This window comes from Mesorhizobium oxytropidicola (genome assembly GCF_056174625.1).
Map to the genome: position 1 here is coordinate 2,268,531 of NZ_CM149692.1, position 26,175 is coordinate 2,294,705.

General features: G+C 63.9%; 22 protein-coding genes. 17 read left to right on the plus strand and 5 right to left on the minus strand.

Features of this window, described 5'->3' with window-relative positions; all coding sequences use genetic code 11:
* Nucleotides 1-99 precede the first annotated feature (99 nt).
* From motA to AC0V8S_RS11385, 6 genes are read left to right on the plus strand one after another with little or no spacing between them, the layout of a single operon-like run.
* Nucleotides 100-975: a flagellar motor stator protein MotA gene (gene motA, locus AC0V8S_RS11360; protein ID WP_183462759.1), complete on the plus strand. Its 876-nt coding sequence runs from the start codon at nucleotides 100-102 to the stop codon at nucleotides 973-975.
* The gene (locus tag AC0V8S_RS11365) at nucleotides 972-1,955 is read left to right on the plus strand and encodes a FliM/FliN family flagellar motor switch protein (protein ID WP_475437720.1); all 984 of its coding nucleotides are present in this window, start codon (nucleotides 972-974) and stop codon (nucleotides 1,953-1,955) included. The genes motA and AC0V8S_RS11365 overlap by 4 nt, the downstream gene beginning before the upstream one ends.
* A 17-nt stretch (nucleotides 1,956-1,972) precedes the next feature.
* A complete protein-coding gene (fliN, locus tag AC0V8S_RS11370; protein WP_019860938.1) occupies nucleotides 1,973-2,359 on the plus strand; it encodes a flagellar motor switch protein FliN in 387 nt (128 codons plus the stop codon).
* A gap of 46 nt (nucleotides 2,360-2,405) precedes the next feature.
* Nucleotides 2,406-3,416, plus strand: coding sequence for a flagellar motor switch protein FliG (locus AC0V8S_RS11375; protein WP_475437721.1), 1,011 nt, complete (start codon nucleotides 2,406-2,408; stop codon nucleotides 3,414-3,416).
* Between the two features lie 3 nt (nucleotides 3,417-3,419).
* On the plus strand, nucleotides 3,420-4,502 hold the full coding sequence (flhB, locus tag AC0V8S_RS11380) for a flagellar biosynthesis protein FlhB (protein ID WP_475437722.1): 1,083 nt from the start codon (nucleotides 3,420-3,422) through the stop codon (nucleotides 4,500-4,502).
* Nucleotides 4,499-4,933 carry a hypothetical protein gene (locus tag AC0V8S_RS11385; RefSeq protein WP_475437723.1) on the plus strand — a complete coding sequence of 145 codons (435 nt, stop codon included), beginning with the start codon at nucleotides 4,499-4,501 and terminating at the stop codon, nucleotides 4,931-4,933. The genes flhB and AC0V8S_RS11385 overlap by 4 nt, the downstream gene beginning before the upstream one ends.
* 24 nt (nucleotides 4,934-4,957) lie before the next feature.
* Here the strand turns inward: AC0V8S_RS11385 and AC0V8S_RS11390 are convergent, their stop codons facing one another.
* Together AC0V8S_RS11390 and AC0V8S_RS11395 are read right to left on the minus strand one after the other, a co-directional pair.
* The gene (locus AC0V8S_RS11390; RefSeq protein WP_183462751.1) at nucleotides 4,958-5,728 is read right to left on the minus strand and encodes a helix-turn-helix transcriptional regulator; all 771 of its coding nucleotides are present in this window, start codon (nucleotides 5,726-5,728) and stop codon (nucleotides 4,958-4,960) included.
* Nucleotides 5,725-6,435 (minus strand): helix-turn-helix transcriptional regulator, encoded by a 711-nt coding sequence (locus AC0V8S_RS11395; RefSeq protein WP_475437724.1) that lies wholly within the window; start codon nucleotides 6,433-6,435, stop codon nucleotides 5,725-5,727. Before AC0V8S_RS11395 ends, AC0V8S_RS11390 begins: the two co-directional genes overlap by 4 nt.
* Before the next feature lie 514 nt (nucleotides 6,436-6,949).
* Between AC0V8S_RS11395 and AC0V8S_RS11400 the strand changes: the two genes are divergently transcribed.
* Together AC0V8S_RS11400 and AC0V8S_RS11405 are read left to right on the plus strand one after the other, a co-directional pair.
* The gene (locus AC0V8S_RS11400; RefSeq protein ID WP_475437725.1) at nucleotides 6,950-9,853 is read left to right on the plus strand and encodes a M16 family metallopeptidase; all 2,904 of its coding nucleotides are present in this window, start codon (nucleotides 6,950-6,952) and stop codon (nucleotides 9,851-9,853) included.
* 63 nt (nucleotides 9,854-9,916) lie between these two features.
* Nucleotides 9,917-11,110 carry a TMEM43 family protein gene (locus tag AC0V8S_RS11405; protein WP_475437726.1) on the plus strand — a complete coding sequence of 398 codons (1,194 nt, stop codon included), beginning with the start codon at nucleotides 9,917-9,919 and terminating at the stop codon, nucleotides 11,108-11,110.
* A gap of 65 nt (nucleotides 11,111-11,175) precedes the next feature.
* Here AC0V8S_RS11405 and AC0V8S_RS11410 read toward each other — a convergent pair whose 3' ends face one another.
* Nucleotides 11,176-12,207 carry a histone deacetylase family protein gene (locus tag AC0V8S_RS11410; RefSeq protein WP_475437727.1) on the minus strand — a complete coding sequence of 344 codons (1,032 nt, stop codon included), beginning with the start codon at nucleotides 12,205-12,207 and terminating at the stop codon, nucleotides 11,176-11,178.
* A 23-nt stretch (nucleotides 12,208-12,230) separates the two neighbouring features.
* Nucleotides 12,231-12,884, minus strand: a complete 654-nt coding sequence (locus AC0V8S_RS11415) for a TetR/AcrR family transcriptional regulator (RefSeq protein WP_183462740.1) — start codon at nucleotides 12,882-12,884, stop codon at nucleotides 12,231-12,233.
* A 260-nt stretch (nucleotides 12,885-13,144) separates the two neighbouring features.
* Between AC0V8S_RS11415 and AC0V8S_RS11420 the strand changes: the two genes are divergently transcribed.
* The 8 genes from AC0V8S_RS11420 to AC0V8S_RS11455 all read left to right on the plus strand — a co-directional run bounded on the left by AC0V8S_RS11420 (nucleotide 13,145) and on the right by AC0V8S_RS11455 (nucleotide 23,896).
* On the plus strand, nucleotides 13,145-14,824 hold the full coding sequence (locus AC0V8S_RS11420) for an amidohydrolase (protein WP_183462738.1): 1,680 nt from the start codon (nucleotides 13,145-13,147) through the stop codon (nucleotides 14,822-14,824).
* A gap of 140 nt (nucleotides 14,825-14,964) precedes the next feature.
* The gene (locus tag AC0V8S_RS11425; protein ID WP_183462736.1) at nucleotides 14,965-16,059 is read left to right on the plus strand and encodes an ABC transporter ATP-binding protein; all 1,095 of its coding nucleotides are present in this window, start codon (nucleotides 14,965-14,967) and stop codon (nucleotides 16,057-16,059) included.
* On the plus strand, nucleotides 16,059-16,979 hold the full coding sequence (locus AC0V8S_RS11430; protein ID WP_183462734.1) for an ABC transporter permease: 921 nt from the start codon (nucleotides 16,059-16,061) through the stop codon (nucleotides 16,977-16,979). Before AC0V8S_RS11425 ends, AC0V8S_RS11430 begins: the two co-directional genes overlap by 1 nt.
* Entirely contained in the window at nucleotides 16,972-17,772 is an 801-nt protein-coding gene (locus tag AC0V8S_RS11435; RefSeq protein ID WP_095199313.1) for an ABC transporter permease, read from the plus strand. Before AC0V8S_RS11430 ends, AC0V8S_RS11435 begins: the two co-directional genes overlap by 8 nt.
* Before the next feature lie 23 nt (nucleotides 17,773-17,795).
* A complete protein-coding gene (locus AC0V8S_RS11440) occupies nucleotides 17,796-18,830 on the plus strand; it encodes an extracellular solute-binding protein (protein ID WP_475437728.1) in 1,035 nt (344 codons plus the stop codon).
* 202 nt (nucleotides 18,831-19,032) lie between these two features.
* Nucleotides 19,033-20,229, plus strand: coding sequence for a serine hydrolase domain-containing protein (locus tag AC0V8S_RS11445; RefSeq protein ID WP_475437729.1), 1,197 nt, complete (start codon nucleotides 19,033-19,035; stop codon nucleotides 20,227-20,229).
* 33 nt (nucleotides 20,230-20,262) lie between these two features.
* On the plus strand, nucleotides 20,263-21,444 hold the full coding sequence (locus AC0V8S_RS11450; RefSeq protein WP_475437730.1) for a serine hydrolase domain-containing protein: 1,182 nt from the start codon (nucleotides 20,263-20,265) through the stop codon (nucleotides 21,442-21,444).
* 127 nt (nucleotides 21,445-21,571) lie between these two features.
* Nucleotides 21,572-23,896 (plus strand): Tex family protein, encoded by a 2,325-nt coding sequence (locus tag AC0V8S_RS11455; protein WP_475437731.1) that lies wholly within the window; start codon nucleotides 21,572-21,574, stop codon nucleotides 23,894-23,896.
* Between the two features lies 1 nt (nucleotide 23,897).
* Here AC0V8S_RS11455 and AC0V8S_RS11460 read toward each other — a convergent pair whose 3' ends face one another.
* Complete coding sequence (locus tag AC0V8S_RS11460) at nucleotides 23,898-24,809, minus strand: LysR family transcriptional regulator (protein ID WP_183462724.1); 912 nt, start codon at nucleotides 24,807-24,809, stop codon at nucleotides 23,898-23,900.
* Nucleotides 24,810-24,911: 102 nt separating this feature from the next.
* Between AC0V8S_RS11460 and AC0V8S_RS11465 the strand changes: the two genes are divergently transcribed.
* Complete coding sequence (locus tag AC0V8S_RS11465) at nucleotides 24,912-26,108, plus strand: acyl-CoA dehydrogenase (protein WP_183462723.1); 1,197 nt, start codon at nucleotides 24,912-24,914, stop codon at nucleotides 26,106-26,108.
* Nucleotides 26,109-26,175: the final 67 nt, after the last annotated feature.

Sequence of the window (26,175 nt, forward strand, 5' to 3'; positions counted from 1 at the left end):
ATCGCCCAACATTCGGCTCCATGGCCGCCCGGATTCAAGCCTCACACAAGGCACGGGGACTATCCCTTGCAGCTGACGTGAAATGCGGAAGGACCTGCCGTGGGCATTCTCATTGGACTTGTGGTGACGCTCGGCTGCGTCCTTGGCGGCTTCATGGCCATGGGCGGGCATCTGCACGTGCTGGTCCAGCCTTGGGAAGCCGTGGTCATCTGTGGCGCCGCGCTGGGCACCTTCCTGGTCGCCAACCCGATGAAGACGGTCAAGGATACCGGCAAGGGCATTCTTGAAGCCTTCAAGCAGGCGGTGCCGAAGGAACAGGATTATCTGGAAACGCTCGGCGTGCTGCACAGCCTGATGCGCGAATTGCGCTCGAAGTCGCGCAGCGAGGTCGAGGCGCATATCGACAATCCGGAAGAATCAGCCATCTTCCAGGCCTTTCCGACGGTGCTCAAGAACCACGATCTGATGAATTTCATCTGCGACTACTGCCGCATCATCATCATCGGCAATGCCCGCTCGCACGAGATCGAGGCGCTGATGGACGAGGAGATCCAGACGATCCGCTCCGACAAGATGAAGGCCTATCACGCGCTGGTCGCGGTCGGCGACGGCCTGCCGGCGCTGGGCATCGTCGCCGCGGTGCTCGGCGTCGTCAAGGCGATGGGCGCACTCGACCAGTCGCCGGAAATCCTCGGCGGCCTGATCGGCGCCGCCCTTGTCGGCACCTTCCTCGGCATCTTCCTGTCCTATGCCGTGGTCGGGCCCGTCGCCACCAAGATCAAGACGGTGCGCGAGAAGAAGAACCGCCTCTACATCATCGTCAAGCAGACGCTGCTCGCCTACATGAACGGTGCGCTGCCGCAGGTGGCAATCGAATTCGGCCGCAAGACCATCTCATCCTATGAGCGGCCAACCATCGACGCCGTCGAGCAGAGCACGATGAACACCGGCGGCGCCGAGAAGAAGGCCGCTTGAGCGATGCACGACAGATCGGTGCCGACACGGTCATGACCAGTCCAGGCAGCCCCGCGCAAGCGCGTTCGTTGATCATCGAGCGTCTGGTCGGCGACAGCGGCGAGGCCGCCCAGGTCATCGGTACTGGCCGGGCCATGGCCGAGCGCGCCGCGCCGCTGTTGCAAAAGAGCCTGACCAGTGAGCTCGGCGTTCCGGTCACAGTCGATCTCAGGGGTGTCGAGGTCAGCCGCGTCGCGGAGGCGCGCTCGCGTGCCGGCGATACGTTTGCCATGACCATCGTGGCATCATCCACGTCTTCTGATGCCATGACCTTGGTGATCGATGCGTCGGCGATAGCGATCATGGTCTGCACGCTGTTCGGCGGCGACCCGGAGACGCCGGCATCGCCGATCGAGCGTGATCTGTCGCAGATCGAGGTTGATGTCTCGACGATGCTGTTTCAGCAGGTCGCGCAGGCCCTGAACGGATCGGGGCGGCGCTCGCTCGACCTGCGTCTGCCCGTACCGCGGGCGATGTCGGGCGCCGAAGCCAAACGGCACGTTTTACGAGATGGCGCGGCACTGCGCATCGTTCTTGGCATATCGACGCCAGCCGACAGCGGCACCGTCACGGTGACAATGCCGCAGCGTATCGTGCTGGCCAGCCGCGACAGCGCTGCGAACGCCGGCGGGGATGACCACGGCCCGAGCTGGCGGGAGCGCTTTTCGGAAGAGGTGATGCGCTCGACGGTGGCGCTCGAAGCCACCATGCCGCTGGCGCGGCTGACGCTTGGCGACCTCGCCAGTCTCGAAGTGGGCCAGGTCATCGACTTCGACGAAACGGCGCAATCACGGGCGCGCCTCAGCGCGCGCGGCCAGACGCTGTTCGTATGCGAGTTCGGCAAACTGGGGCAGAATTACACCGTCCGAATCAGGCATCCTTTCGATGCCGGGCAGGATTTCATCGATGGGCTCATGCCGGCCGGTGCCGGGCGCGCCTGAGCTTTTGGAGACGACGCATGGCCAAGACCAAAGTGGAAGCAGAGCTCGACCAGCCGGACGAGCAGCTCGATCGCGCCATCGAGGAATTGCGCGGGGTTCTGCATGAGGAGGAGCAGCGCCCTGACGCGGCGTTCAGGGCGGCCGCGGGCGCCAATTCGAACGTCATCATGAACATCCCCGTCGATGTCCAGATCATCCTCGGCAGCACCGAGATGGCGGTTGCCGACCTGATGGCGCTGCAGAAGGGCTCGACCGTGGCGCTCAACCGCCGCATCGGCGAACCGGTCGACGTCGTGGTCAACGGCCGCAAGATCGCGCGCGGCGAGATTACGGTGCTTGAGAGCGACCCGTCGCGCTTCGGCATCAGGCTGACCGAAATCATCGCCGGCACGAAGGGCGCCTAAACATGGCTGGTGGGGCTTGCCGGTTGCAGCGGAGGCGAGAGGCAGCATGACGCCGCTGACGACCCTGACGCGCGCGCAGAAGGCAGCCGCCATATTGGTGGCGATGGGCAAGCCGTCCGCCAGTCGCCTCTTGAAATTCTTCAAGCAGGAAGAGCTGAAGGCGCTGATCGAGGGCGCCCGGCTGCTCAGGACCATTCCGCAGAGCGATCTCGAGCGCATCGTCGCCGAATTCGAGGCCGAGTTCACCGAAGGGGCTGGCCTGCTCGATTCCGCCGACAGGATGGACACCATCCTCAACGAATCGCTGTCGCCCGAAGAGATGAGCGCCATCATGGGCAACAAGAAACCGGAGGCGGCACCAGAAGGGCCGCCGCCGATCTGGCCCGATCTCGAAAAGCTCGAACCCTCCCGGTTGGGCACCTTCCTGACCGGCGAACATCCGCAGACGGCGGCCATGGTCCTGTCGAAGCTGGCGCCGCAGGCGGCGGCGAGCGTGCTTTTGACGCTGACGAAGCCGATGCGCGGCGAAATCATCAAGCGTATGGTGACGATGGCCAATGTTCCGGACGCCGCCGCCCGGATCGTCGAGAACCGGCTGCGCGCCAGCGTGCTGGCGGAAACCTCGACCAAGGACACGTCAGCTGGGCAGGCGCGCGTCGCCAGCGTGCTCAACGAACTGGACAAGCCGCTGCTCGAGGAGGTCATGCAGGACCTGGAAGCCGCCGGCACGCCCGACCTTGACGGCGTGCGGGCCCGGCTGTTTGCTTTCGACGACCTGCCGCTGCTCACCCAGAAGGCGCGCGTGCTTTTGTTCGACGGACTGTCGACCGAGCTCGTCACGCTGGCGCTGCGCGGTACCCCGGCCGCGCTCGCCGAATCGGTGCTGTCGGCTATCGGCGCGCGGTCGCGGCGCATGATCGAAGCCGAACTCGGACAGGGATCGGAAGGGATTCCTCTCGCCGACATCATGACGGCGCGCAAGACAATCGTGACGACGACGATCCGGCTGTCACGTGAAGGCGCATTCGAACTTCCCGCGACGCAGAACGCCGCCTAGGGCATGTCCGACGCCACCGACAAGGACTCCAAAACCGAAGAGGCAACGGAAAAGAAGGTCCGCGACACCATCGAACAGGGCAAGCTGCCCCATTCGAAGGAAACCGCGATCCTCGCTTCCTTCGTCGCCATACTGGTTTTCACCGTCTTCTATGCCAAGGACGCGGTCATCAACCTCGGCATGTTCCTGTCGATGTTCCTCGAAAAGCCCGAGGCCTGGCCGATGGACACCGAGACCGATGTCATCGAGCTCTACAAGATCGTCATGCTGGAAGTGGGCCGCGCCGTCGTCAGCCTGCTGGTGCTTTTGACCGTCGCCGGCATCGGTGCCTCGGTGCTCCAGAACATGCCGCAATTCGTCGGCGAGCGGATCAGGCCGCAGCTCTCGCGTATTTCGATCACCAAGGGCTGGAACCGGATGTTCGGTGCCCAGGGCTGGGTCGAGTTCCTGAAATCCCTGGCAAAGGTCGGCTTCGCCATCGCCGTGCTCACCTTCACGCTGTCGGAGGATCACCGCAAGCTGCTCGCCGGAATGATCACCAATCCGGTCGCTTTCGGCCTCGTCATCCGCGGCATTGCGGTCGACATACTGGTGGCGATCGTCTTCGTCATGGGCCTGATCGCGGCGATCGACATCGTCTGGTCGCGCTTCCACTGGAAGCAGGACCTGCGCATGAGCAAGCAGGAGGTCAAGGACGAATTCAAGCAGTCCGAGGGTGACCCGATCGTCAAGTCGCGGCTGCGCTCGCTGGCGCGCGACCGCGCACGCAAGCGGATGATGACGGCGGTGCCGCGCGCGACGCTGATCATCGCCAACCCGACCCACTTCTCGATCGCGCTGAAATATGTGCGCGACGAGGATTCGGCGCCGCTGGTGGTGGCCAAGGGGCAGGATCTGGTGGCGCTGAAAATCCGCGAGATCGCCAAGGAGCACAACATCCCGATCTTCGAGGACGTGGCGCTCGCCCGCTCCATGTACAAGCAAGTTTCGGTCGATAATGTGATCCCGTCGCAATTCTACCAGGCCGTCGCCGAACTGGTGCGGATCGTCTACTCGAAAAAGGCTGAGCGCAGACAGATTTCATGAACCGCCAACCGCACGCAAAATCCCGCGAGATCATCGTCGCCAGCGCCATCGAGCAAGTGGTCGGCGAACTGAGGCTGATCGATGTCGCCGACTACATCGCCTTCATCCGGCTGGAGCATTTCGCCTGCCTGTCGGATTTGGTCGATTCAGCGGTGGAGCTGTTCTTCATGCCCGGCACGCTCAGGCTCGGCCATGGCGGCGAGGCGCATGTCGACTGGAGCGGCAGCCCGCGCATCGTGCTCGATCTGGAACTCAGGCCACCCGGTGTGACTGTCTATTTCCAGCTGACGCTGAGCGATACCGGCAATTCGGTCGCGGTCAATTATGTGTCGTTCGAAAAGCCCGGCGAGGACCCCGAGCACAACACGGCACTGCTCGAGGCGGTGATCGAACAGGCCCGGATCCGTAGAGTCGAGCCTCTGGCTTTCTGAAGCGCCTTTGCCAGGCGACAGTAACTACTCGATCAGACCGAGTCGCAGCGCCTTGGCGACCGCCTGGTTGCGGTTGACGGCGTTGAGCTTCTGCGTCGATTGCGTCAGATACTGGTTGGCCGTGTGCACCGACAGTTTCAGGAGCCGCGCGATCTCCTCGCTGGTGTTGCCGTTGGCGGTCAGCTTCAGGCATTCGAGTTCGCGCTTGGAGATAGCGCGCATCCTGCCGGTGTCACCGGGACGGATTCGCGCGACAGCGGCGAACAGGGAAAAGCAGCGGGCGTGGATTTCGTAGAGCGTATCCTGCGGCAGCGCGATCTCCGACCCCAGGAAGACGACGAGGCCGCATTGGCCGCGATCGGCGTGGACGGGAAAGGCTATGCCGCTGGTGCCGGGCGCCAGCGGCGCCATCTGTGCGGTCCAGGCGAGATTGCCGAACATTTCAGCCATCGCCGCCATGCCGTCATCCGTCCACCAGCGCGGCTCCGTCGAGTTGTGGGTGTGGCGCACGATCTCCTCGCCATTGGCGCCCGAGATGAACTTGCTCGCCACGGCAATGCCGGGATAGTCGGAATCGAAACACGGCACCAGCCGCGCCCGCTCCGGCGACGGGCTGACGAAGTACAGGCCGAAGGCCGAGGCGTTGATGTCGACGGATATCCAGCGGCAGCGGCGCACGGCATCGGGAACGGTGACGGCGTGATGCGTTTCGGAGCCGAGCGAGAAGGCACCGAAGGGGCTGCGCTGCTCGTTGAAAAGGGCCTCTGCGGCGTCCTTGATGTCGGCGTGTTTCAAATGATGCCACTCCTGATCGCCGTGGCGATGGCCATCGCACGGTTCGAGGCCGCGAATTTCTGGATGGCGTGGGTGATGTAGCTGTTGACGGTGTTGGAGGAGACGCCAAGGATGACGGCCACCTCGTCGGTGGTCTTGCCCTCCGAGACCCAGAACAGGCATTCGCGCTCACGATCCGACAGTGGATCCTGCATCGCAGCCGCGGCGATCAACTGCGGGATATGCGAGAGCGCGTAGCAGCATTTCAGCTGTGCCCTCATCAGCGCCGGCTGGTCGATCTGGCCAGCCGTCGCCGCCGAGAACAGGGCGAACAGGCGCTGGCGGCCGACATTCAGCCTGAGCGAGTAAATCTCGGCATGGCCGAGCACGTCGAGAAGGCGGGCCTCTTCGCCGGAGACCAGCCCGTCGGCATCGGGTGCCTCTGCCGCCACCAGCGGCCGCGGTCGGATGCCGGGCGCGACGGTGAGGGCCCCCTGGGCAAGGCTGGCGATCAGCCGCTTGCCGGTCAGTTCGATGGCGTCGAAGATCCAGTTCGACGAGACGATGCGCGCGTCGTTGCGATCCTGGTCGTGGACGATGGCAACCAGCATGTAGCTGTCGGCGCCGATCTCGGCGGTCAGCTCCATGAAGAAGCTGGTCAAATCACCGCGCGACGTCAGGCGCGAGCCCAATGTATCGTATTGAAGAAGCGCGGCGGGACTGCTCATTTGCTGCTTTTGGCCGGAATCGTTTCTGCTGTCCGGATGCTGGAGGCCAGCCGCCGAAACCGAAAACGCGTTACTTTCACGAGACGCACACGAGGCGCGGGGCCGCGCCAATCAGACGGAATCCGTTTAGGGAACGCGAAGACATCCGCGTCTGGCGCCGGAACATTCCGGAACGTGAGACTTTGGGTGGTCGCCGCGCCCCCCGAGGACCGGCTGATTCGGGTCTAATCTACCCGCAGATGAATCCGACATCAAACGCGATTTGACAAAATCGAATCCGGTGGACTCGCGTGCGACTCAGAAGCGGGCAAGCGGGCCGGTTTCATCGTTTCAGGGCACTTCACTCGCCGACATGAACCCGACATCAAAAAGCCAGAGGGTGTTGTGAGACTGCCGTATCGAGGGCCGACCGATTCCGGTAGGTTTTCGCTGATCAACAGGGGTGGGCTTCCCTTCGATCGGACTGGGCAGGGGTGGCGGCGCTTGTTTCGCAGCCATCGGCATGGGGGTGATCATGAAGCAGGTTTTCCTGGCGTTCACGGTGATGCTTGTGGTTCTTGCCGGTGCGGCAGCGCCCGCCAAGGCCGAGCCAATCGTCACCTATGCGCTCGACAACGGGCTGCAAGTGGTGCTGGTGCCGGATCATCGCGCGCCGAAAGTGGTGATGAACCTGCGCTATCGCGTCGGGTCGATGAATGAACCCGCCGGTCGCTCTGGCTTCGCGCATCTGTTCGAGCATCTGATGTTTTCCGGAACACCGGCCTGGCCGAACGTGTTCGGCGCCCACGCCGCATTGGGCAACGAGATCAATGCCTGGACCACTGAGGACGGCACCGTGTTCTATGTCGACGGGCTGTCGTCGTCGCTGCCGATGATCCTGTCGCTGGAAGCAGACCGCATGGCCAATCTCGGCCGCTCGGTGACACAGGCCAAGCTCGACCTGCAGCGCTCGGTGGTCAAGAACGAGATGCGCCAGAACGTGCTCGACAAGGCCGGCGCATCGGGCTGGGAAGCGTTCTGGTCCGGGCTGTTCCCGAAGCCGCACCCCTATAGCCGCATGGTCATCGGTTCGGTCGCCGACCTCGATGCGGCGACGCTCGACGACGTCAGAGGCTTCTTCAACACCTACTATCTGCCCAACAATGCGGTGCTGGTGCTGGTCGGCGACCTCAAGGTCGATCACACCAAGGCGCTGATTGCCGACACGTTCGGCCGGGTACCGCGTGGCGCCGACGTGGCACGCCCAGCCGTTCCGGAACCTACCCAGGCCCGCCTCAAGCTGGTGCTCGAGGATCGCGTGCCGAGCCCCGTCGTCGTGGTCGGCTTCAGCGGCCCGGCGGCGCAGTCGCCTGACAATGGCGCGCTCAGCATTGCCGCCGAACTGCTCGGCAATGGCGACTATGGATTTCTGCGCAACCGGCTGGTCTCGCAACAGGGCATCGCCACCTATGCCAGCGCGAGCTGGACGGGCGGCCTGCTTGGCGGGCGCTTCACCTTCGAGGCGGGTGCGGCGGCAGGCGTGACGCCGGAAGCGCTCGAGAGCGCGATGAAAGCGGCCTTCGCGGATTTCCAGAAGACGCCGCTCGATCCGGCTGATGTCGAACGCGCGCGCAACGGCATATTGCAGGCGGCGCGGCTGGGCAACGAGGCGCTGAAGGATCGCGCCGGCACCGTCTCCTACAATGCCGATATTCTCGGCGACGCGCAGAGCGCGCTGGTCGACGATCCGCGCGTCAAGAATGCCAGCGTGGCGGAAGTCGAAGCGACGATCAAGCGGCTGTTGAAACCGGAAGACGCCAGCGTGCTGGTGCTGAAGCCGGGCCCGCGCGGCGGCTATCCCGACGCGCTGATCGGCTCGTCCGGAACGCCACAGCCTTTTACGGCACCTGAGCGGGTGGCGCTCGACATTCCGAAGCATCCGGCCGGGCAAGCGCCTTCGGCGGCGTTGCCGGTGATGGAAACGGCGACGCTCTCCAACGGCATCAAGCTCGTCCATTACACCATGCCGGAAGCGCCGATGGTCTATGTGGCAGCGAGCGCCGAAGGCGGCTGGAACAGTGTGCCGGAAGGCAAGGAGGGGCTGCTGGAGCTGGCCGCAAGCATGGCGACGCGGGGTGCGGCCGATCGCGGCGCGGCCGACTTCGCCAAGGCGACCAGCGATATCGGTGCGGGGATCGGCTATCAGGCCGGCGCGCTGGCCACCACGATGACGCTTGGCGTGCCGCCGGAAAAATTGGATCAAGGTCTCGGCCTGCTTGCCGACGCGGTGCTGAAGCCGCGTTTCGACAAGACTGAATGGACCGTGCTGATGGCGCAGACGGTCGACTGGCTGAACGGGCGCGAGGCGGATCTGCCTGGCGTTGCCGGCCGCGCGGCAAAGACGGCGCTTATTCCGCAGGTACCGGGCAAGGCCGCGGTCGACTGGTCGGCGAAGGCGCTGGCGTCGATCTCGCTCGACGAGGCCAAAGCCGCGTTCAAGGCGGAGTTCACGCCCAAGGCGGTGACCTTCTACAGCGTCGGCCCGATGCCGGTCGCCACCGTCGCGGCCGGCCTTGAAAAAGCATTCGGCACATGGACAAGCGATGCCATCGGCTATGCTGTCGAACCGTCGCCGGCGGCGCATTTCAACAGCGGTCAGAAGGTGCTGCTGGTGCCTGAACCCGGCGCCAGCCAGTCGGCGCTGTTCGTGGCGCGGCCGGCGCCCGGCACCGACGAAGGCGAGCGCGCTGAATCGACCGCGGTCGCCAATCTGCTTGGCGATGATTTCTCCAGCCGGCTGAATTCGGTGATCCGCGAGGAGAAGGGCTATTCCTATGGCGTGTCGAGCTATCTCATGAGCCCGATGAAGGCCGGCTCGGGACTGGTCGTGGCAACCACCGTCGAGCGGGCCAACACCGGTCCGGCGATCACCGAGATCCTGAAAGGGTTTGCCGGCCTGACCACCTTGCCGGTGGCGCAGGACGAGGTCGACCGCACGGTAACGGTCTATCGCCGGGCACTGGCCGGGTCGGCGGAGACCTCGGCAGGTCTGTTCGGTTCGCTGATCTCAGCAGTCGGCAGCGGTTCGACGCTCGAAGATCAACAGAACCGCATGACGGCGCGTACCCGGCTGACGCTCGATGCCGTGCAGAAACAGGCGCTGGCATTGTCGTCGCTCGACCCGTCGCTGATCGTCGTTGCCGGTGATCCCGACGTGGTCATGCCACAGCTTGCCGCGATCGGCCTCAAGGAGGTCGAGGTCGTCAAGCGTGACGAGGCGGGCGAGCAGACGGCCATGCGGGCGCTCGACCTTCTCGGCGGCAACAGCCAGGCGCCGCTATCCGCTTCACCGTGGCGGGTCGGCGATGGCGGCACCACGCGAGCGGTGCACACTTGCGCTGGCGCCAAGGACTGCGGCGCGCAAATCCATGCCGATTGATCGGCTCGATGCGCGGCCGCCGGCCGCGCTTAAATCTTGTTATCTTTGGTTTCGGGGGAAACGATGAGCGATTCATTTCGGGAAGTTACGTCAGTCTCGTGGTTCGGGCGGATCAAGCGCGCGGTCGGCGGGGTCATTTTCGGCCTGCTGCTGGTCGTGCTGATGGTGATCGGGCTGTTCTGGAACGAGGGTCGCGCCGTGCAGACGGCGCGCTCGCTGGCCGAGGGCGCCGGCGCCGTGGTCTCGATCAATGCCGACAGCGTCGATGCAGGCAATGACGGAAAGCTGGTGCATGTCAGCGGGCCGGTGACGGCGGATAGCGGCCTGTCGGATCCGGATTTCGGCATTGCCGCGCAAGGGCTGCGCCTGTCGCGCAGCGTCGAGATGTATCAGTGGAAGGAAGAATCCAAATCCGAGACCACCAAGAAGCTTGGCGGCGGGGAGGAGACGGAGACCACCTACAGCTATTCGAAAGTGTGGGACGACAAGCAGATCGATTCATCGGATTTCAAGAAGCCGGACGGCCATCAGAATCCGCCGATGGCGATCCACAGCCGCGCCTTCCAGATTCCGCAGGGCAAGCTCGTCGCCTTCGATCTCGACACGCCGGTGCTCGACCGCATCGACGGCGACAAGGACTATTCGCTGTCGTCCAATCAGTCGGCGGCGATCAAGGCCGCCTATGCCGGGACGAAACCGCTCAGTATCGTTGACGGCAAGATCTATCTCGGCAGCGACAACACAACACCTGCGCTGGGCGACTACCGTATCAGCTACGAACTGGCGCCGCTCGGCGTGGTCAGCATCGTGGCGCGCCAGGCCGGCAGCCGGTTCGAGCCCTACCAGACGCAAGCGGGCGATGCGCTGCTGATGGTCGATACCGGCCAGGTGCCGGCCGACAAGATCTTCGCCGAGGCTGTCAGCGCCAACACGCTGATCACCTGGCTGCTGCGCGCCGGCGGCCTTTTGTTGCTGACGATCGGCTTTGCGCTGTTCCTCAGCCCGATCGGCGTGATCCTCGACGTCATCCCGTTCCTTGGCAGCATGGCGCGGATGGGAACCGGCATCATCGCCTTCTTCCTGGCGATCCTGGTCGGCACGACGACAATCGCGATTGCCTGGTTCTGGTATCGGCCGGTGCTGGCGGCGGGCATATTGGCGGCGGGCGTCATCGCAGCGGCGGCAGTCTACTATCTCGGCCGCTCACGCAGGGCTGCCGCACCAACGGCCGCGCCGAGCACCGGCGCCGCAACGTAGCTTGCAAAAAAGGGCGGTCATGCCGCCCCCTTTCTTCGCTATCAGCCCTTGGTTTGCGAGCCGGCTTACCGGTCCTCGAAACCGGTCAGTACGCCGACGGCGTTGATGCCGATCTCCTCGACGGCATAGCCGCCTTCCATGACGAACAGCGTCGGCAAGCCGAGCTTGGCGATGCGGCGGCCGATCTTGGGATAGTCCGGGCTTTTCAGCTTGAACTGGCTGATCGGATCCTTCTCGAAAGTGTCGACGCCGAGCGAGACGATGACGATGTCGGGCGCGTAGGCGGCGAGCCTGGCGCAAGCGTCCTCCAGCGAGGCGTTCCAAGCGTCCCAGTCGGTACCGAACGGCATGGGATAATTGATGTTGAAGCCTTCGCCCGCGCCCGCGCCACGTTCATCGGTATGGCCGAGGAAGAACGGGTATTCGACCATGGGATCACCATGCAGGTTGAGGACCTGCACGTCGGCGCGGTCGTAGAAGATTTCCTGCGTGCCGTTGCCGTGGTGGTAGTCGACGTCGAGGATGGAGATGCGTTTGGCGCCCTGGTCGAGGAACCATTGCGCGGCGACGGCGGCGTTGTTGATGTAGCAATAGCCGCCCATGAACCCGGCGCCGGCATGGTGGCCGGGCGGGCGGCAGAGCGCGAACGCCGACCTCTCGCCGCCCTTGACCAGGCCGGCTGCGGTCAGTGCCACGTCATAGGATGATTTAATCGCGGCCCAGGTGCCTTCGACGAAGGTGGCGCCGGCATCGAAGGAATAGTAGCCGAGCAGCGCATCGACACGCTTTGGCGGCACGTCGCCGCGCAGGCCGCGCGTCGGCCAGGTGAAAGGCATGGCCGTGCCCTCGTGACCGGAGGCCACCCATTGCGGCCAGACCGTCGGCAGGAAGTCGATATAGTCTGATTTGTGGATACGCTTGGCGGCGGCAAGGTCATGCTCGAGCGGCAGGACGATCGGTCCGAGCTTCTCGCTTTCGACCCGTGCCTTGATGAATTCGGCCCGAGAGGGCTTCTCGAAACCCGGCACGATGGCCGATGTGACCAGTTCCATCTGGCCGGCATGGCCAGCATGAAGCGGCGAATAGACAGTCTTCATAAAATTCCTCTCGAAATGCGAAATCAGTCAAGGTTGAGATAGGGGTTCACCAGAGCCAGCCACATGGCTTCGACATCGTCCTCGATGAGGTCGAATGTCCTGCGATCTCTCTTCAGTCCGACAAGCCGGCAGGCGTGCCCGACCTCCATCATCACCAGGCCGAGCCGTTTGGCGATCTTGTCTTCGAGAGCAGGATTCACATGCCGCAGCCAGGCGGCGTAAAGCGCGATGATCTGCTCGTCATATTCGTCCTGGATAGGCCTGAGATCGGCGTTGCCGGATATCGCCTCGATCACCGGCATCAGGGTCGCGTTTTCGAGATAGATGCTGGACGTGTCGATGAAAAGCTTGCGCACCTCGCGCCGGAATTCTTCGCGGTTGGTGGGCCGCGGGACCTTGATGCGCTTCTCGATCACCTCGGGAAAGGAGGACAGCCAGCGCCTGGCGAGGTCCAGAAGAATGGCTTCCTTGTTGGGAAAGTATTGGTAGACCGAACCGACCGACAGGCCGGCGCGCTGGGCAATGGCGAGCGTCGTCGGCGTCCTGGTTCCTTGCTCCCGCGTCAGGATAAGCGCCGCGTCGAGAATGCGGTCGACCACCTTGCTCGACCGTTGCTGCCGCGGCTGCTTGCGCGGTTCGAGCGCTATTTTGGTTTTGCGGTCGAGACTGCGCTTCACTGCTTGATGCCCTCGTTCCCCGCTCGGTCTGAACACAGGCGCAGGGTGCTGTCCACAATACATTCTAAATTCGGCATGTTGACAAACGCGAATAATCAGTCGCATTCTTTATCCACGCTGTCCCCAGGGATAACAAGGGGAATTTCGAGGGCAGCGCGCTGGCATTTGATTTTTGTCCGATGGCGCCACTCCGGTGGGGTGGCAGGCTGTTGGGCGCAGGATTGCCGGTTTCAGTCAGTCGTCAAAAGCGCGGAGTCGCGATGTCTGTCACGGGTGCGGGTCGTAGTGCGGATCTGATCGTCATCAATGGTCGTGTGCTGACCATGGACGATGACAATCCCGCCGCCGAGGCCGTTGCCGTCAAGGACGGCGCCATCGTCGCCATCGGCAGCCGCGCCGCCATCGAAGAGCTCAAGGGATCGGCCACAAAGGTGATCGACGCCAAGGGCGGTTCGGTCCTGCCCGGTTTCATCGAAGCCCATATGCACCTGTTCTCAGGAGGGGCCGAGCTCGCGCATCTTCAGCTTGGCGGTGTCCATGGCTTCGAGGCGCTGCAGAAGGCGATCCGTGACTATGCGTCGGCTAAGCCCGACGCAAAAATGCTGGTCGGACAGGGCGTCGACTACACCGTGCTCGGCAGCGAGCGGGTGACGCGCCACCATCTCGACGCCATTTTGCCCGATCGCCCGTTCTGCATGGCGGCGCCCGATCACCACACGATGTGGGCCAATACCAAGGCGCTTGAAATGGCCGGCATCCTGCAGGGCCGCGCGCTTGGTCCGGGCAATGAAATCGTCATGGGCGAGGATGACCTGGCAGCGGGCGAACTGCGCGAAGGCGAGGCCTTCGGCCCGGTGCTCGACCTTGCCGGCGAGGGCCGGGTGCGGCTGGGGCTGGCGACCGGCGGCGAGCCGGATCCGATGCCGTCCGCCGCCGAACGCGCCGCCGATCGCGACATCATGCGGCGCGGGCTCGCCTGGTGCGCGCGCCATGGCATCACCTCCATCCAGAACATGGACGGCAACCTCTACCAGCTCGAACTGCTGGCCGAGATCGAGGCCGAGGAAGGCTTGCCCTGCCGCGTGCAGATCCCCTTCCACTACAAGAATTTCATGACGCTCGACATACTCGACAAGGCGTCCGTCATGGCCGAGCGCTACAACAGCGAGTGGCTGTCGTCGGGCATGGTCAAGGTGTTCTATGACGGCGTGCTCGATTCCTGGACGGCTGTCATGGTCGAGCCCTACGCCGACCGTCCGGACTGGGTCGGCGAGCCGCTGTTCACACCACAGCAGTTCATCGATCTGGCGGTCGCCATCGACAGGCGTGGCCTGCAGATCGCGGTGCACTCGATCGGCGATGGTGCCGTGCGGGCCGTGCTCGACGGTTACGAGGCAGCGCAAAAGGCCAATGGCAAGCGCGACAGCCGGCATCGCGTCGAGCACATCGAAGTCACCACCACATCGGACGTGCCGCGTTTCGCCGAACTCGGCGTCATCGCCTCGATGCAGCCGTCGCATCCGCCCGGGGCCATGGATTTCCCGCTGGAGCCGACCGTGTCGCGTATCGGGCCGGCCCGCTGGCCGCTTAGCTATGCCTGGCGAACATTGAAAGACGCCGGCGCCCATGTCGTGTTTGCCTCGGACTGGCCGGTGGCGCCGATCGACCCGATCCTGAGCATCCAGGCGGCAGTGATGCGCAAACCATGGGCAGAGAGCGACCCCGACCAGAGTTTCTCGCTGCATGAATCGCTCGCCGCCTACACGGTCGAGGGCGCCTATGCCGAATTCGCCGAGCACCGCAAGGGCACGCTGAAATCGGGCTATATGGCCGATCTGGTGGTCCTGTCTGATGATATCGAGAAGACGGCGCCGGACAATTTGCACAAGCTGCGCCCGGTGACGACGATCTGCGGCGGCAAGGTCACCTACCAGGCCTGACGATGACACGAGACTTGCCGGCCAAATGACTGACTGAACTGTGATTCAATGCCGGGCTTGCCAACCTACCGGGCGTGTGGTCACATCGAACAGGGGAACAGCTCCGCCAGCAAGAGCGGGGTCAACAGTGAGGCGTAATCGTGCCGGACAAACCGGATCGGAATGCGATTGAAGTAGTAAACGTCAGTAAAATTTTCGGATCGGGTGAGGGGCAGGTCGCTGCCCTCGACAAGGTCTCGGTATCTATCCGCGAAAACGAGTTCTTCACGCTGCTGGGACCGTCCGGCTGCGGCAAGACCACCCTTTTGCGACTGATCGCCGGCTTCGACTTTCCAACCGCCGGTGAAATCCTGCTCTACGGCCAGGACATCGCGCCGCTGCCGCCGTTCAAGCGGCCGGTCAACACCGTCTTCCAGTCCTATGCCCTGTTCCCGCACATGACGGTGGCCGACAATATCGGCTTCGGCCTGGAGATGCTCGGCAAGCCCAAGGCCGAGATCAAGGCGCGGGTCGCCGAGATGCTCAAGCTGGTCAAGATGGAAGCGCTGGCGGGCCGCCGCACGGCGCAGATTTCCGGTGGCCAGCAGCAGCGCGTCGCCCTGGCCAGGGCGCTCGCGCCGCAGCCGAAAGTGCTGTTGCTCGACGAGCCGCTCTCGGCACTCGACTACAAGCTGCGCAAGGAGATGCAGATCGAGTTGAAGCGGCTGCAGCATGAGACCGGCATCACCTTCATCTTCGTCACCCATGACCAGGAAGAAGCGCTGACCATGTCGGACCGCATTGCGGTGATGTCGTCGGGCAAGATCCTGCAGGTCGGCTCGCCCTGGGATATCTACGACAAGCCGGCGGAACGCTTCGTCGCTGACTTCATCGGCGAAACCAATTTCCTCACCGCCGCCATATCGGGCACCGGCAACGGCAAGACGCGCGCGACGCTCAAATCCGGCACGACCATCGAGGCGACCGTTGCCGAAGGGTTCCAGCCGAAGGACAACGCCACCGTGGTGGTGCGGCCCGAGCATGCCAAGCTGACCAAGGACAAGGGCGACCTGTCGGGCACGGTCGAGAACATCGTCTATTTCGGCACCGACACGCATATCCATGTCCAGCTCGACAGCGGCGAGGCCTTCACCGTGCGCCAGCAGAACACGCGCAGCGCCGGCTGCGGTTTCGAGCGCGGCGACAAGGTCGGCATCCTGATCGGCAACGACGCCGCGCAAGTGCTGAGGGACTGATGGCCACCGCGGAAGAAGTCGCCAAGGCCGCGGAACGGCGTGATGTCCGTGACCGCTGGCTGTTGTCAGCCCCAGCGCTGCTGGTCATCCTGCTCGCCGCGACCGGCCCGTTGCTGATCGTGCTCGTCTATTCGTTCCTGACGCCCGGCGCCTATGGCGACGTCAAATGGCAGTTCTCGCCCGATGCCTGGACATCGGTGTTCCTGGAACGCGACATTTTCGACGACACGCTTTCGCTCGCGGCAGCGCATGTCACCATTTTCTGGCGCTCGATCAAGCTTGCTGTAGTGACGACGCTGGCGACCTTGGCGCTCGGTTTCCCGACCGCCTATTTCATGGCGACGCGCAGCGAAAAGACCAGGGATCTCTGGCTGTTCCTGATCACCATCCCGTTCTGGACAAACCTCCTGATCCGCACCTTCGCCGTGCTGCAGATCATCCGCAACGAAGGCATCATCAACACGATCCTTTTGAAGCTCGGCATCATCTCGGCGCCGATCCAGATCCTCTACACCGACACGGCGATCCTGATCGGCATGGCCTATGTCTACCTGCCGCTGATGGTGCTGCCGATCTACGCCAGCATGGAGAAGCTCGATTTTCGCCTGGTCGAGGCGGGCTATGACCTCTACGCGACACGCTTCAAGGTGCTGCGCAAGATCATTTTCCCGCTGGTCAAACCCGGCGTCATCGCCGGCTCGATCCTGGTCTTCATTCCGGCCCTCGGCGCCTATGTGACGCCGAGCGTGCTTGGCGGCGGCAAGAACATGATGCTGTCCAACCTGATCGAATTGCAGTTCGGGCAGGGCCGCAACTGGCCGCTCGGCTCGGCGCTGTCGATCACGGTGATGATCATCGTCATGGTGGCGCTGCTTGCCTATGTGCGCAATGCCGGCAAGTCGGGGGTGCGTCATGGCTAGCAACTTCTCCATCAAGCACCAGCCGGGCTTCACGACGATCGCGGCGACCTGCTTCGTCGTGCTCTATCTGCCGATCGTGGTGCTGGTGATCTATGCCTTCAACGCGGCGACCTCGACCTCCGAATGGGGCGGCTTTTCGCTGAAATGGTTCCAGTCGGCATACCAGAACACGCAGGTCATCGATGCGACGCTGCGCTCGTTCCAGATAGGCTCCATCGCGGCGGTGCTGTCGACGATTTTTGCCACCATGGCGGCGCTCGCCACCACGCGCACCGCCTCCTATCCCGGCCTCACCTTCAAATACGCGGCGATCAACCAGCCGCTGATGGTGCCCGAGATCGTCACCGGCGTGGCGCTGCTGATCTTCTTCTCGCGCATCAAGATCTTCACCGGCTATTCCGGCATCGGCTACCTGGTCGCCGCGCATACGGCGTTCTGCATTCCGTTCGCCTATCTGCCGATCAGGGCGCGGCTGGAGAATATGGACCTGACGCTGGAACGCGCCGCCGCCGATCTCTACGCCACGCCGTGGAAGACCTTCCGCCGCATCACGCTGCCGCTTTTGTGGCCCGGCATCCTCGCCGGCCTGATGCTGGCCTTCGTCATCTCGCTCGATGACGTGGTCATCACCGAATTCGTCAAATCGGGCGGCCAGGACACGCTGCCGACTTACATGCTCGGCCAGATCCGCCGCGGCATCACACCCGAGATCAACGCGATATCGACCGCTTTCCTGCTGCTTTCGGTCGCGATCGTCACGTTGTTTTTCTTCGTCAGCAGGAAACGAGACTGAAACCGATAATGGGAGTTAGAACGATGAACTGGAAGACAACAGCGACCGCCATGGGGTTGGCGCTGCTCGCTTCGACGGGCCTTGCCCGCGCCGACGGCGTGCTCAACATCTACAATTGGGGCAACTATACCAGCCCCGATGTGATCAAGAAGTTCGAGGACAAATACAACATCAAGGTGACCATCACCGATTACGATTCCAACGATACCGCGCTCGCCAAGGTCCGCCAGGGCGGCACCGGGTTCGACATCGCGGTGCCGTCGCAGACCTACGTGCCGATCTGGATCAAGGAAGGTCTCGTGCTCGAAACCGATCCCGGCAAGATGGAGAACTTCAAGAACGTCGCGCCGGAATGGGCCAATCCCGACTTCGATCCCGGCCGCAAATATTCGGTGCCGTGGGCGCTGGGCACCGTCGGCGTCGTCGTCAACACCGATACCTACAAGGGACCGGCCGACAGCTGGGGTATCATCTTCAACACGCCGGACGAGTTGAAGGGCAAGGTCAATGTCGTTCCCGAGATGAATGACGTCATCTTCGCGGCGATCAAATATGTCGGCGGCCAGCAGTGCACCACCGACAAGGCGGTGTTGAAGAAGGTGCGCGACACGCTGGTCGCAGCCAAGCCGAACTGGATCGCGATGGAGTACAACACCATCGAGAAGATGGGCGCCGGCGACTTCAAGGCCACCAGCGACTGGAACGGCTCGGCGCTGCGCCAGCGGCTGGCCAATCCGGCCATTCACTACAATTATCCGAAGGAAGGCTTTGGCCTGTGGAGCGATAACGTCGTCGTTCTGAAGGAAGCCAAGAACGTCGACAACGCCAAGCTGTTCCAGAACTTCATCATGGATCCGGAAAACGCGGCAGGCCTGTCGGCCTTCCACCGCTACGCCAACGCCATCACCGGCTCGGACAAGTACATGCCGGCCGACATGAAGGACGCGCCGGAAGTGGTCATCCCGGCCGACGCCAAGCCGCATGCCGAGCTGCAGCTGATGTGCCCGCCGGAGACGCAGGAACTCTACACCAAGATCTGGACCGAACTGCAGAAGTAATCGCTGCATGCCGGACTCGGCGGCCAGGGCATGATGCCGAAAAGTGTGAAACGGTTTTCTCGGACAAACGGGTACCCGTTTGTCCAGGCATCATGCCCTATCTCTCTCTGACTTAGAGACGGATTCAGATTTCAGGTCGAACCGACCTGAAATCATCCGTCTCTAGGCCGCCGGGTTCTTTCTGTTTCCGGGAATGCCCTTCATGGACTCCTATCGCAACAGCGACCCGCGGCCGCCGATCATGCAGGGCTCGCCGCCCGTCATGGTGCCGCCGAAGCTCGACTGGGACCGGCCGCCATGGAACCGCTGGGCGTTCCAGCACATCCGCGAAATTCTGCCGACCGCCGAAGTCTGGCGCGGAAACGGCCATCGCCATCGTCTCGAACGCGCCGAGGCCGATCTCGACGGGCTGGCGGTCGAGGACAGCGAGGGCAGGGCCTCGACGCTCGCCGGGTTGCTCGACGAAACCTATACGGACGGCTTCCTCGTGCTCAAGCACGGCAAGGTTGCCTATGAGCGCTATTTTAACGGCATGGACGAGCGCACGCTGCATCTGTCGCAGTCGATGGCCAAGTCCGTCACCGGCTCGGTGTTCGGCATATTGGCCGGGCGCGGCCTGATCGATCCGGCCAGGCCGGTGACCGACTATCTGCCGGAGCTGGCGGAGACAGGCTGGGCCGGCGCGACTATCCAGCATGTGCTCGACATGACGACGGGCGTGCGTTTCTCCGAGGAGTACACCGACCGCTATTCCGACATCGGCCAGGTTGATGTCGCCACCGGCTGGAAGCCGGTACCGCCGGGCAGCGATCCGGACTTCCGCTGGCCCTCGCATATGTTTGAGCTGATCCTGGGCTTGAAGGACATTGTCCGCCCGCATGGGGCAAAGTTCGAGTACCGCTCGATCGAGACCGACGTGCTCGCCTTCCTCATGGAGCGGGTGACGGGCAAGCGACTGGCGCAATTGGTTTCGGAAGAACTCTGGCAAAAGCTCGGCGCCGACGAAAGCGCCTGCTTCACCGTCGACAGCGCCGGCTATGCCGTGGCCGATGGCGGCTTCAACGCCACGCTGCGCGACTATGGCCGCTTCGGCCAGATGATCCTCGACAATGGCGGCGGCATCGTGCCGGCCGACTGGATCGAGGCGACACGCAATGGCAGGCATGGCCCCGGTTTCTCCCCCAGCCTGCCGCAGGGCAGCTACCGCAACCAGTTCTGGATCGAGGATCCCAGCTCGCGCGCGCTGATGTGCCGGGGCGTGTTCGGGCAGATGATCCATATCGACTGGAACACAGGAATGGTCGTGGTGAAGCTTTCGACCTGGCCGGATTTCAGCAATCTCGCCTACTCCACGGCGACGCTGAAGGCCGTGCACGCCATCGCCGCTGCTCTGAGCTGAGCCCCCATAAGAAACGACATGGAAGGAAACGCCATGACCGGCAAGACCGCGTTCGAGACCCGCTACGGCTTCGCCCGTGACCACGTGCTGCTTTCCAACTGGCGCGAAAACCCGTTCAACCGATGGTCGTTCCAAAACCTTGGCGAACTGGTGCCGACGGCACGCGTGGCTGCGGCACCGGGTGGTGCCGAGGCGCCCGCACGGGATTTCGGTGGTTTGCTCAGCGAAAAGGTCTCGGTTGCCAAGGCGCCGGAGACGGTGGCTGACTTCCTCGCGCGCTCCAGCACCGATGCACTGACCGTGATGAAGGGCGGCAAGATCATCGGCGACTGGTTCGCGCCGCATATGGATTTCGGCGCTCGCCACATCATTTTCTCGATCAGCAAGTCGGTCACCGCCATCATCGCCGGGATATTGGAAGGCGAGGGGGTGTTCGATCCGGAAGCGCCGGTGACGCAGTATATCCCGGAAGCCGCAGGCTCGGCCTATGGCGATGCGAGTTGCCGGCACGTGCTCGACATGAGTGTCAGCCTCGATTTCGAAGAGGCCTATCTCGATCCGGAAAGCGCCTTTGCCCGCTATCGCCGCGCCACGCTGTGGAACCCGGGCGGCGGCACAGAAAGCCTGCGCGAATTTATCCTGACGCTGCAGCGGCTGGCCGAGCCGCACGGCCAGACCTTCCGCTACCGCTCGCCCAATTCCGACCTGCTCGGCCTGCTGCTGGAACGCGCGTCTGGTCAGCGCTTCACCGAGCTGATGCGCGAAAAGCTGTGGCTGCCGCTTGGCGCCGTCAGCGAGGCCTCGATCGGCGTCGACATGGAAGGCACGGCGCGCACTGCCGGCGGCATTTCGGTGACGCCGCGCGACCTGGCGCGCATCGGCGAGATGATGCGGCAAGGCGGCATGGCCAATGGCCGCCGCATCGTACCGGAGGCCTGGGTGCGCGACACGGTCAGCACCGGCGGCAGTGCGGAGGCCTGGCGGCGCGGCACGATGGCTTTCCTGTTTCCGAACGGCCGCTACCGCAACAAATGGTACCAGACTGGACACGAGAACGGGGCCTATTGCGGCATCGGCATCCACGGCCAGTGGCTCTATGTCGATCCGAGGACCGAAGTCGTCATCGCCAAGATGTCGTCGCAGCCGGTGCCGGTCGACGATCCGCTCGATGCCGAGATTGTCGCGTTTTTCGAGGCGTTGAGCCGGATGGTCTGAACCGTCCGGCACGGTTCCTTGCCGCGTGCTTTCTTGTGGACCGCCTGCGCCGGTGGAAAACGTCGCGGTTGGCGGGGCAGGCATCTGCGCCTATGGTCGCCGCTCTTTTGATGAGAGCAGGAACGACATGGCATCCGACATCAAGCGCATCGCAGCCATCATCGCGGCCGAGATCAAGGCGCGGCCCGAACAAGCGGCCGCGGCGATCGAACTGCTCGACGAGGGCGCGACGGTGCCGTTCGTGGCGCGTTACCGCAAGGAAGTGACTGGCGGGCTGGACGACACGCAGTTGCGCGACCTTGCCGAGCGGCTGGCCTATCTGCGCGAGCTCGACGCCCGCCGCGACACCATCCTCGGCTCGATCCGCGAGCAGGGCAAGCTGACCGAGGAACTGGAAACCAAGATCGCGGCGGCGGCCACCAAGGCGGAACTCGAAGACATCTATCTGCCCTACAAGCCGAAGCGCCGCACCAAGGCCGAGATCGCCAGGGAGCGCGGGCTGGGGCCGCTGGCCGAGGCCATCCTTGCGAACCGCGCGCTCGTGCCCTCCGAGGCGGCACTCGCCTATGTCACCGAGGAGGTGGCCGACGCCAAGGCCGCATTGGAAGGCGCGCGCGACATCCTGTCGGAACAGTTCGCCGAAAATGCCGATCTGGTCGGCAAGCTGCGCACCTACATGAAGGACCGCGCCTTCATGCGCGCCCGGGTGGTCGACGGCAAGCAGGAGGCCGGCGCGAAATTCTCCGACTATTTCGACCATGTCGAGCGCTGGGCAAATGTGCCGAGCCATCGTGCGCTCGCCATGCTGCGCGGCCGCAACGAGGAGGTGCTGTCGCTCGACATCGAGGTCGACACCGATGACACCTCGCCGGTGAAGCCGGTCGAGCGGATGATCGCCAATGCTTATGCCATCGGTGGCAGTCTGCCTGGTGACCGCTGGCTGATGGACGTCGCCGGCTGGACGTGGCGCATCAAGCTCTCGCTGCACCTGACGCTCGATCTGATGCGCGACCTGCGCGAACGGGCCGAGGAAGAGGCGATCCACGTCTTCGCCCGCAATTTGAAGGATCTGCTGCTCGCCGCGCCCGCCGGTTCGCGGCCGACGATGGGGCTCGATCCCGGCATCCGCACCGGCGTCAAGGTGGCGGTGGTCGATGGCACCGGCAAGGTGCTGACAACGACGACGGTCTATCCGTTCCCGCCGAAGAACGATGTGCGCGGCACGCAGGCCGAACTCGCCAAGCTCATCCGCCTGCACAAGGTCGAGCTGATCTCGATCGGCAATGGCACCGGCAGCCGCGAGACGGAAAAGCTGGTTGCGGACATGCTGTCCGACATGCCTTCCGATGGCGGGCCGAAGCCGCTGAAGGTGATCGTCAGTGAAGCCGGCGCCTCGGTCTATTCGGCCTCGGCGACGGCGGCGGCGGAATTTCCTGGCCTCGACGTGTCTTTGCGCGGCGCGGTGTCGATCGCGCGGCGCCTGCAGGATCCGCTGGCCGAACTGGTCAAGATCGAGCCGAAATCGATCGGCGTCGGCCAGTACCAGCACGATGTCGACCAGTACAGGCTCGGCCGCTCGCTGGAAGCGGTGGTCGAGGACGCGGTCAACGCGGTGGGCGTCGATCTCAACACTGCCTCGGCGCCGCTGCTGGCCCGCGTCTCAGGCCTCGGCGCATCGCTCGCCGACGCCATCGTTGCGCATCGCGATGCGACCGGGCCGTTCGCCAGCCGCAAGGATCTGCTCAAGGTGCCGCGGCTCGGGCCCCGCGCCTTCGAACAGTCTGCCGGCTTCCTGCGCATTGCCAATGGCAGCGAGCCGCTCGATGCCTCGTCGGTGCATCCCGAAGCCTATGGCGTGGCCAAGAAGATCGTCGCCGCCTGCGGGCGCGATGTGCGTTCGCTGATGGGCGACAGTGCCGCGCTCAAAGCGCTTGATCCGCGCGTCTTCGTCGACGAGCGTTTCGGCCTGCCGACGGTGCGCGACATCCTGGCCGAGCTGGAAAAGCCCGGCCGCGATCCGCGCCCCGGCTTCAAGACGGCGACCTTCGCCGACGGTGTCGACGACATCAAGGATCTGAAGCCCGGCATGCTGCTGGAAGGTACAGTGACCAATGTCGCCGCCTTCGGCGCCTTCGTCGATATCGGCGTCCACCAGGACGGGCTGGTGCATGTCTCGCAACTGGCCGACCGTTTCATCAAGGACGCGCATGAGGTGGTCAAGGCCGGCGACGTGGTCAAGGTGCGCGTCGTCGATGTCGACATAAAGCGCAAGCGCATCGCGCTTTCCATGCGCAAGGATGGCGGCGAGGGCGGTGCATCCAAGGGCGGGCCGCGCGACAATGGTGGCGGCAGGCCGGCACCGCGTTCGCCGGCGCCACAACGCCAGCCGGAACGGCCGATGCAGCAGGGTGCGTTAGGTGCGGCGCTGGCGGATGCGCTGAAGCGGAAGTAGCCTACCAAGCCAGAACAGCCGGCTCCTTCTCAAGCTGGCCCAGCAGCCAGTCGCGAAAACTGGCGACTGGCGGATGGCCGCGCTTGTCGTGCGGGACGACGAGGTAGTAGGCGCTGCGGCTTTGCATGGGTTGGCCGGGGGCGGGCACCAACTGGCCGCGCTGCAATTCGCCAGCGATGAGGAGCAGCGGCAGCAGCGCGACGCCAAGCCCCGCCATGCAGGCCTGGGCGGCGGTGCCGAACTGCTCGAACTGCATGCCGGGGCCGGTCGGTGCGCTGAGGCCCTGGTGTTCGAACCATTCGGTCCAGGCGCCAGGACGTGTCGCCATGTGCAGCAGCGGCAGGCGGCCGATATCGGCCGCCGTGGCGATGGCGCGGCCGGCGAGGAAAGCGGGCGACACCACCGGCGCCACGGTTTCGCGCACCAGAAGTGTGGAGTCCGCTTCCGGCCAGTCCGGCAGGCCGTAATGGATGGCGGCATCCAGCCTCTCCCTGGCGAAGTCGAAGCGGCCGACGCGGGTGACGAAGTTGATGGTGATGTCGGGATTGTTCTCGACGAAATCGGGGATCATCGGCATCAGCCAGCGAGTGCCGAATGTCGGCAAGATGGCCAGGTTCAGGATGCCACTATGCCGATTGCTCATCAATCCAAGAGCGGCGTCGCGCAACTGGCCAAGCGCAGAGCGCACCGCCTCGGCGTAGATTTCGCCCGCCGTCGACAGCCGCACATTGCGGCTGTCGCGTTCGAACAACTGGCGGCCGAACTGATCTTCGAGCAGCCTGATCTGCCGGCTGACCGCGCCCTGGGTCAGATCCAGTTCCTGGGCGGCGGCGGTGAAAGACCCAAGCCGGGCCACCGCCTCGAAGGCGGCAAGCGCGCTGATGTTGGGTAAAAGGCGGCGCTGGACACTCATGATCCATTCCTAACGCTCATTGATCCGTGAAGCAATTTCGTTTGATTTTTTGAGCCCGCGGGCCGATAAGCCGGGCTTCACCGTTTTGAGGACCGAGAAGCCATGGCCGCCGACAAGAATGCATTCGTCTGGGAAGACCCGTTCCTGATCGAGGACCAGCTTTCGGAAGAAGAGCGCATGGTGCGCGACGGTGCGGCCGCCTTTGCCGCCGACAAGCTCGCGCCGCGCATCGAGGACGCCTACCTCAACGAAACCTTCGACACCGCGATCTTTCGCGAGATGGGCGATGCCGGCCTGCTCGGCATCAACATCCCTGAAGAATTCGGCGGGCTCGGCGCCAACTATGTGACCTACGGGCTGGTCGCGCGAGAAGTGGAACGGGTCGATTCCGGCTATCGCTCGATGATGTCAGTGCAGTCGTCGCTGGTGATGTATCCGATCTACGCCTACGGCTCGGACGAGCAGCGCATGAAGTACCTGCCCAAGCTCGCCAGCGGCGAGTGGATCGGCTGTTTCGGCCTGACCGAGCCAGATGCCGGCTCCGACCCGGGCGGCATGAAGACGCGCGCCGAGAAGACCGCCAGCGGCTACAAGCTCTCCGGCTCCAAGATGTGGATTTCCAACTCGCCGGTTGCCGACGTGTTCGTCGTCTGGGCGAAGTTGAAGGGCGAGAACGGCAAGGATGAGATCCGCGGCTTCGTGCTGGAAAAAGGCATGAGGGGACTGTCGGCGCCGAAGATCGGCGGCAAGCTGTCGCTGCGGGCCTCGATCACCGGCGAAGTGGTGATGGAAGGTGTCGAGGTCGGCGAGGATGCGCTGCTGCCCAACGCCAAGGGCCTTGGCGGCCCGTTCGGCTGCCTCAACCGGGCGCGCTACGGCATCTCCTGGGGCTCGATGGGTGCGGCCGAAGATTGCTGGCACCGCGCCCGCCAGTATGGTCTCGACCGCAAGCAATTCGGCAAGCCGCTGGCCGGCACGCAGCTTTACCAGAAGAAGCTCGCCGACATGCAGACCGAGATCGCGCTCGGGCTGCAGGCATCGTTGCGCGTCGGGCGCCTGCTCGACGAAGGCAAGATGGCGCCGGAAATGATCTCGATCGTCAAGCGCAACAATTGCGGCAAGGCGCTCGACATCGCCCGCCAGGCCCGCGACATGCATGGCGGCAACGGCATCCAGATCGGCTACCACGTCATGCGCCACGCGCAGAATCTGGAAACGGTCAACACCTATGAGGGCACGCATGACGTGCACGCGCTGATCCTGGGACGGGCGCAGACGGGTATCCAGGCGTTCTTCTAAGCTGCGCCTTAGGCCAGCTTTGGCTGCTTAAATTAGGTGCACCGCAACATCTGTGCTTGGAGAATGG